The organism is Sandarakinorhabdus sp., assembly GCF_031422795.1.
Taxonomy (GTDB): domain Bacteria; phylum Pseudomonadota; class Alphaproteobacteria; order Sphingomonadales; family Sphingomonadaceae; genus Sandarakinorhabdus.
Window position 1 is genome coordinate 1 of sequence record NZ_JANPML010000415.1, and the last position, 7049, is coordinate 7049.

5 protein-coding genes are annotated in these 7049 nt (G+C 65.4%); 2 read left to right on the top strand and 3 right to left on the bottom strand.

Annotated elements, in window-relative coordinates:
• Nucleotides 1-214: 214 nt before the first annotated feature.
• Both RMO81_RS14445 and RMO81_RS14450 read right to left on the bottom strand, forming a co-directional pair.
• Nucleotides 215-2548 (bottom strand): TonB-dependent receptor domain-containing protein, encoded by a 2334-nt coding sequence (locus tag RMO81_RS14445; RefSeq protein WP_310476608.1) that lies wholly within the window; start codon nt 2546-2548, stop codon nt 215-217.
• Between the two features lie 136 nt (nt 2549-2684).
• Nucleotides 2685-3254: a RecX family transcriptional regulator gene (locus RMO81_RS14450; protein ID WP_310476609.1), complete on the bottom strand. Its 570-nt coding sequence runs from the start codon at nt 3252-3254 to the stop codon at nt 2685-2687.
• 123 nt (nt 3255-3377) lie between these two features.
• On the opposite strand from RMO81_RS14450, the gene RMO81_RS14455 reads away from it, so the two are divergent.
• Both RMO81_RS14455 and RMO81_RS14460 read left to right on the top strand, forming a co-directional pair.
• Nucleotides 3378-5168 carry a fatty acyl-AMP ligase gene (locus RMO81_RS14455; protein WP_310476610.1) on the top strand — a complete coding sequence of 597 codons (1791 nt, stop codon included), beginning with the start codon at nt 3378-3380 and terminating at the stop codon, nt 5166-5168.
• 98 nt (nt 5169-5266) lie between these two features.
• Nucleotides 5267-6205 carry an NAD-dependent epimerase/dehydratase family protein gene (locus tag RMO81_RS14460; protein ID WP_310476611.1) on the top strand — a complete coding sequence of 313 codons (939 nt, stop codon included), beginning with the start codon at nt 5267-5269 and terminating at the stop codon, nt 6203-6205.
• A 20-nt stretch (nt 6206-6225) separates the two neighbouring features.
• Here RMO81_RS14460 and RMO81_RS14465 read toward each other — a convergent pair whose 3' ends face one another.
• Complete coding sequence (locus RMO81_RS14465; RefSeq protein WP_310476613.1) at nt 6226-6825, bottom strand: Pycsar system effector family protein; 600 nt, start codon at nt 6823-6825, stop codon at nt 6226-6228.
• Nucleotides 6826-7049: the final 224 nt, after the last annotated feature.

The window sequence follows — 7049 nt, forward strand, 5'->3', positions numbered from 1 at the left end:
TGACACCGCCTGAAGAATCAGGAAGGGGAGGCCTCCGGCGGGCAGGCCTGAGGCCTGCACCCTTTTGTTTTACAATGACATAGGCGCATCAGTCGTCGCTTGGCGCGGCCTTTTATGAAAGTGGGTGCAGGGCCTCAGGCCCTGCCCGCCGGAGGCCCTCTTCCTTCACGAAGACTTGGATAGGTCCACTCCGCTCATGCCAATCCGACTCGCATCAATAGCGGATGGTCACCCCGCCCTGCAGCATGAACGGCTGGCCGGGCAGCACGCCGCGGGCGCGGTCCACGACATAGAGCCGGTCAAACAGGTTGCGCGCCGATACGAACACTTCCCAATGGCCCTGCGGCGGGCCGTAGGAGACGGCGACATTGACCTGGGCCCAGCCGCCAATGCGGCCGCGCTGACCCTCGGGCGTGACCGGGATCAGGTTCACATCATCGCCGAACAGGCTGGATTGGCCGACCAGTTCGACCTGGCCGGTGAAGCCCTTGTGTTCGACGCCCACAGCCGCGTTGATCAGCCATTCCGGGCTGTAGGGCAGGCGGTTGCCGCGCACATCGCGGGCGACACCGCACGGCGCCGGGCCGCTGCCGGTGGCAAACACGGTGCCGGCGGTGGCGCCATCGAAGCAGGGCAGCGTCGCGATGCGGGTGCTGCTGAAGCGGGCGGTTGGCACCCAGGTGGCCGAGACGCGGGCAAACACGTCGGTTTCGGCATCGGTCCAGCCGCCATCGCGGCTCGACAGGGTCAGCGAGACTTCGCCGCCGCGGTGCAAGGTGCGGCCGGCAGAGGTGAGCGTGGTGCCGATGCCGCCAGCGACCGATTGCGAGATGATCTGGTTGGAGAAATCCATGACGAAGAAGGTGGCATCGCCCTTCAGGCCCTCGACGATGCTGCCGCGCAGGCCGGCTTCCCAATTCCAGCTCTGTTCCGCATCAAGATCAACCGAGCCGCCGGCCGACGTGATGATGTCTTCCACGCGCGGCGGCGCAAAGCCGCGATGCACGCCGCCATAAAGCACCACGTCGGGCGTGATGGTGAGTGTCGCGCCGATGCCGGGCAGCAATTTGTCGAGGCTGGCGTTGTTGCGGGTCGCCGTGGTGAGCGTGCCTGAAGGGCGGCCACTGACCAGCACATCGACCGGCAGGTTGCGGCGTTCATATTCGATGAACTCGGCGCGCAGGCCGGGGATGATGGCCAGCGGGCCAAATTCCAGCCGCGACTGGATGAAGGCGGCAAACGCCGACGCATCGCGCTGGTTGTTCTCGCGCAGGCCGGCGTTCACGCCAGTGCCGGCGGTGCGCGCGGTGGGCGTATCGCCGTTCAGCTGGCGGCGGCGCTGGCGTTCTTCGTGGAAACGGATGCCCAGTTCGGTTTCGCCGCCGATGCCAAGCCCGATCAGATCATGATCGAGGCTGAGCCGGGTTTCAGCACCCCAGGTATCGTAATCGCGCAGCCGGCCTTCGTTGCCGCAATTGCTGTTCAGATTGGCCAAGCTGCCGCAGCCCGGATCGCTGGCATCATTGGGCCGCTGGCCACTGTTTGACGACTGGCGCCACCAATCGCGCGTGAAATAATGATAATAGCCGGTGGTGCGCAGGGTGACGCCATCGGTGAGGTTCCAGCGGTGCGCCAGCGCGGCGCTCAACCGTTCGGCCTGGAAATTGTCGTTCACAAACACATTGCCGCGCGGATTGGCGGCGAATTCGGCGCGAGTCAGGCCGGAATAACTGATCTGGCTGTCTTCACTGAAACGCGACAGCTTCAGGGTAATGCCGTGATCCGGGCCCAGATCCCAGCTGCCCTTCAGGAAGATATCGGTGAAGCGCAGATGCTGGTTGTCGCGGTTGCCGTCGGTCTGCTTGTGATTGACGTGCAGCAGCAGGCCGCCGCCCAGCGCCCGGCCACCGATCAGGCCATCAAGGCCCAGCGTGTCGCGGTTGCCAACGCTGCCCGTGAAGCGCGCCGTGAGCTTTTCGGGCGCATCAGGCGTGATGTAGTTGATGACGCCACCAATGGTCTGCGGGCCAAAGCGCACTTGCCCGGCACCTTTCAGCACCTCCAGCCGGCTGAACCGCTCGATCGGCGGGTGATAATAGGCGCTGTTGTCACCATAAGGCGCAAAACCCAGCGGCACGCCGTCTTCGAGCAGCAGCACCTTGGTCGACCGGATGGGATTGAGGCCGCGGATGCCGATATTGGGGCGGGCGCCGGCGCCTTCCTCGTCGCGCGGGAACACGCCGGCCACCTGGCGCAGCGCGTCGTTGACGGTGAACACCCGGCTGCGCTTCAAGTCGGTCTCGCTGACCAGCGCCGCCGAACCGGCGATCTTGCCGGCGCGGATGGGATCGCCAACCACGATGATTTCATTGGGTGCTGCAGCTTCGCCGGCATCGGCAAGCGCGGTCACAGATTCGGCAGCAGGCGCCGCCAGCGCCGGGGCGGCCAGCAGCAGCGGCAGCGTGGTCAGCCACAGTGTCCGCTCCAGCGCACGACGCACCTGAAATCCGCGATTGACCATCAACGCCACCTTCTTGTTGCAATTCATTCTCAATCGCTTTAGCCGGCGCATCCGGTGCATGCAATAATGATAATTAGTCGCAACAAGAGTTTTTTGCGCCTCACCGTCCATCGACGGTCAAGCTCGGCGGCAGCCGCAAGCTGGTCCCCTGATCAATCGCTGATCAGTCGCTACCCAGCAACATCTCGGCTTCTTCGATACTGCGCGCCGCCAGGATGGCGCGCGTCACGGCCATGGCATGGCCGGCGCGCAGCATGGCGGCAAAGGCCTTCTGTCGGCTGGCCGGATCATCGCTGGCCGCCTTCGCAAAGGGCCCCAGCCGCTTGCGCCGGGCAAAGGCCAGCGCCGTGGCCAGCGCCGCCTGCTCATCGGGCGCTTCGCCGCGGTCATCGGCCGCGACTCCTGCGGCGGCCAGCGCTTCGGTCACCCGGCGCTGACCGAGCCCGCGCGCGGCCATCGCCCGACTTTTCATCGCCGCAAAGGCCGCATCGTTGACATAGCCCAGCTCGGCCAGCCGATCCGCCAACGCGTCCACATCGGCTGGCTGCGCCCCGGCCCAGCCGCGCTCCTTCAGCTTGCGGCCCAGATAACGCAGCAATTTCAGCCGGGTGGTGGAAAAACGCGCGGCATAGTGCAGGGCCAGATCGCGCAGCTTTGCCTCGTCCAGCGGCGGCGGCACCCGGCGTTCGTCACCGCGCCTTGGGCGGCCTTTTCCTTTCATTTCATCAACCATGCCACTTTCCTGCCACTTTCGGGCCGGAATTTGAACGCCCCTGCGTGCAAGGGCAATGTGGAAGAAAAATAACATGCAGCGCTGGCCAGGTCGGGCCGCAGCGTTGCGGCAAGGGAGAAACCGATGGCCGATACTGTGCAGGCCGCTGCAGCGCCAACGCTGCCAACAGGCAAAGCAGCGCCAACGCTGGAACCCACCGCCACCAGCGATGCGTTGCCGCAGCGCCGATCGAATTTCGCCACGCTGGCCGATGCGCTGGACTATGCTGCCCAGGGTGAAAAAGGCTTCAATTTCCACGATGCCCGCGCCGATCTGGTGCGCGCTTACCCCTATCGCGAGCTGGCCGCCGATGCTCGCCGCCACGCCATGCACTTCATCGCCGAAGGCGTGCAGCCCGGTGACCGTATTGCCCTGATCGCCGAAACCGGCGCGGGTTTTGCCGCTGCCTTTTTTGGTGCCATCTATGCCGGCGCGCTGCCGGTGCCGCTGCCGCTGCCGACCAGCTTTGGTGGCCGCGAGGCGTACGTGGATCAGATCCGCGTGCAGCTGAACAGCTGCGATCCGCTGATGCTGCTGTCGCCGCCCGGCCTGCACGATATCGTGAAAGATGCCGCCACTGGGCTGTGTGCCGCCCATGATTGGGATATGTGGTTCGCCGGTGAAGCGCCCGACGCCGCGCTGCCGCAAGCCAAGCCCACCGAAATCGCCTATCTGCAATATTCGTCGGGTTCGACCCGCTTCCCGCACGGCGTTGCCGTCACCCATGAAGCGCTGTTGGCCAATCTGGCCGCGCATGCCAGCTGCACCCACGCCGCACAGGGTGATCGGGTGGTGAGCTGGCTGCCCTGGTATCACGACATGGGCCTGGTTGGCTGCATGCTCGCGCCGATGTCCAACCAGGTTTCGGTCGATTATCTTGCTACCGAAGATTTCGCCCGCCGGCCGCTGTCGTGGCTCACGCTGATCAGCCGCAACTCGGATGCCTCGCTCAGCTATTCGCCCACCTTTGGCTACGATATCTGCGCCCGCCGCATCTCGCCGTCGATCCCGGTGGCCGAACGTTACGACCTGTCGCGCTGGCGCGTCGCCGGCAACGGCGCCGACATGATCCGCCCGGAAGTGATGCAGGCCTTCGTCGATACCTTCGCGCCGGCCGGTTTCAAGGCCAGCGCTTTCCTGCCGAGCTATGGTCTTGCCGAAGCAACGCTGGCCGTGACCATCATGCCGGTGGGCGAAGGCATCCAGTGCGACCTGATCGACGAGCGCACCCTGTCGGGCGCCAGCGCCGATGCCCGCGCTGATCGTCGCCTGCCCACCCGCTATCGCGCCATCGTCAATTGCGGCAAGGCCGTGCCCGGCCTGACCATCGAAGTGCGCGACGAAAACGGCAAGCTGTTGCCCGACCGCAAGATTGGCCGCGTGTTCGTGAAGGGCTTGGGGCTAATGGCCGGCTATTTCCGCGACCCCGAAGCCACGGCGGCCTGCATGAAGGACGGTTGGCTCGACACCGGCGACATGGCCTACATGAAGGACGGCTCGCTCTATATCGTTGGCCGCGCCAAGGACATGATCATCATCAACGGCAAGAATCATTGGCCGCAGGACATCGAATGGGCGATCGAGCAGCTGCCCGGTTTCAAGGCGGGCGACATTGCCGCCTTCTCGGTCACCACCCCGTCTGGCGAGGAAGCCCCGGCGGTGCTGGTGCAGTGCCGCACCAGCGACAATGATGAACGCATCAAGCTGCGCGACGCCATCAAGACCAAGGTGAAGGCCATCACCGGCATGAGCTGCGTTGTCGAACTGGTGCCGCCGCGTACCTTGCCGCGCACGTCGTCGGGCAAGCTCAGCCGGTCCAAGGCGCGGTTGCAGTATCTGTCGGGCGAGATCCAGCCGTTTGAAATAGCGGCATAACGCGGCCAGCGGATACGCGCGGGCGCATCGGCGCCCAAGCGTAACCCGCCTGACGTCAGAGCGCGGCGTTGCCGCGACCCGCGCCGCCCCCAAACCCCATGAACCCTGACCTTCCCCCCCTCGCCGTCACTGGCGCCACCGGCTTCGTCGGCCGCCGCGTGCTGGCGCTCGCGAGTCGCCCCGTCCGCGCCCTCACCCGCCGCCCGCAGCCGCCGCAGCCCGGCGTCGAATGGGTGCTGGGCGACCTGACCGACACCCACGCTCTGGCCCGACTGTGTGATGGCGCGGCGGCTGTGCTGCACATTGCCGGCGTGGTGAATGCGGCTGATGAAGCCGGCTTCATCGCCGGCAATGTCACCGGCACCGCCAATATGCTGGCCGCCGCGACCGCTGCCGGCGTGCCGCGTTTCGTCCACGTTTCCAGCCTGGCGGCCCGTGTGCCCGAACTGTCGATGTATGGCGCATCAAAGGCGCAAGGCGATGCTCTGGTCAGCGCCAGCCCGTTCGACTGGATCATCGTGCGCCCGCCCGGCGTCTATGGCCCCGGCGACAGCGAGATGCGCGACCTGTTCCGCCTGGCGCGCTTTGGCCTGGGCCTGGCGCCGGGCCGGCCCGGTGCCCGCATCAGCCTGATCCATGTCGACGATCTGGCGCGCGCGCTGCTGGCACTGGCGAGCGGCGGACCGTCCCGGGAAATCCTCGAAATCGACGATGGTTCGGGCGGGTATGCCCCAGAAGGCTATGTTCACGCCGATCACGCTGCCGCCATCGGCCGCGCGCTTGGCCGTTCAAAAATTCGCATGATCCCGATCAGCAACCGCCTGCTGGGCCGCGCCGCCGGCATAGCCACGCTGATCGCCAGCCTGCGCGGCACTTTGCCCACGCTCAGCCGCGACCGCGCATTTTATCTTGCCCATCCCGATTGGGTGGCACGCGGCGGCAACGCGCGGCTCGCCGGAATCTGGCAGCCGCAGATCGGTCTCGATGAAGGCATGGCCGATACGGTGCGCGACTATCGGGCCAGAGGCTGGCTGTAGCGCCTGGCTGGAGCGGCGGCTTATGATCCAAGGGCCGTCTGCAGCAAGTACACCGCCAGCGTGGTGATCAGGCCGCCGATGAACACCCGATAGCCCCAGCCGAGATATTTATACTTCTTGTTCGCCAGCACCTGGCCCAGTTGATAGACATCACGCGCCATCGCCTGCTGAATGGCATGATCATCCGCGTTGACATGCTCCAGCCAGTTGATCCAGTCCGCCTCGCTCAACCGGGTGAAGCCGGCAAAGAACAGCAGGTTGGGCGGTTGCTGCGGTGCTTTGGTGTTGCCCAGCGCCGGCAGCACCGCCAGCATGCACAGCACGGCGGCCAGCCCAGATGACGCCGCCAGCACCAGCAGCGCCGGGTTGGTGGCGGCTTCCTTCACCACCAGCGCAAAGATCACCGAATTGACGCCGATGATGATGCTCGCCTTTTGATCGGCCATCGCCGACAGCGTGACATGGTGCTGCTGCATGGTGCGGATCAGGTGGATGGCATTGGCATGACTGGGATTCGGGTCGTGGCCGCGGCGCTTGGCCGCCATGCTCTCTTGCGACGCTTCGATGCCCGTGCCCGTGCCCCTGCCCGTGTCGGTGTCCGTGTCGGTGATGTCATCCATGTGTCACATACTGGCACCAAAGCCGGGGCTCCGCAATTTGGCCATGATGTCAGGGCAAAGGGCGCAAGCATCCCTTAATTGGAACAACCATGATCGACCGTGCCCCAGATCGCGACACTGTTTATGCCCGCATTCTCGAACTGATCGAGCCGCTGAACCTGAAGAAGGCGCCGCTGACCGAAGCCACCAGCTTTGCCGGCGATATGGAAATGGATAGCCTTACC

Coding starts and splice junctions, on each gene's coding strand:
- RMO81_RS14450 (WP_310476609.1), bottom strand. CDS start 3,254: ATGGTTGATGAAATGAAAGGAAAAGGCCGCCCAAGGCGCGGTGACGAA.
- RMO81_RS14465 (WP_310476613.1), bottom strand. CDS start 6,825: ATGGATGACATCACCGACACGGACACCGACACGGGCAGGGGCACGGGC.
- RMO81_RS14445 (WP_310476608.1), bottom strand. CDS start 2,548: ATGAATTGCAACAAGAAGGTGGCGTTGATGGTCAATCGCGGATTTCAG.
- RMO81_RS14455 (WP_310476610.1), top strand. CDS start 3,378: ATGGCCGATACTGTGCAGGCCGCTGCAGCGCCAACGCTGCCAACAGGC.
- RMO81_RS14460 (WP_310476611.1), top strand. CDS start 5,267: ATGAACCCTGACCTTCCCCCCCTCGCCGTCACTGGCGCCACCGGCTTC.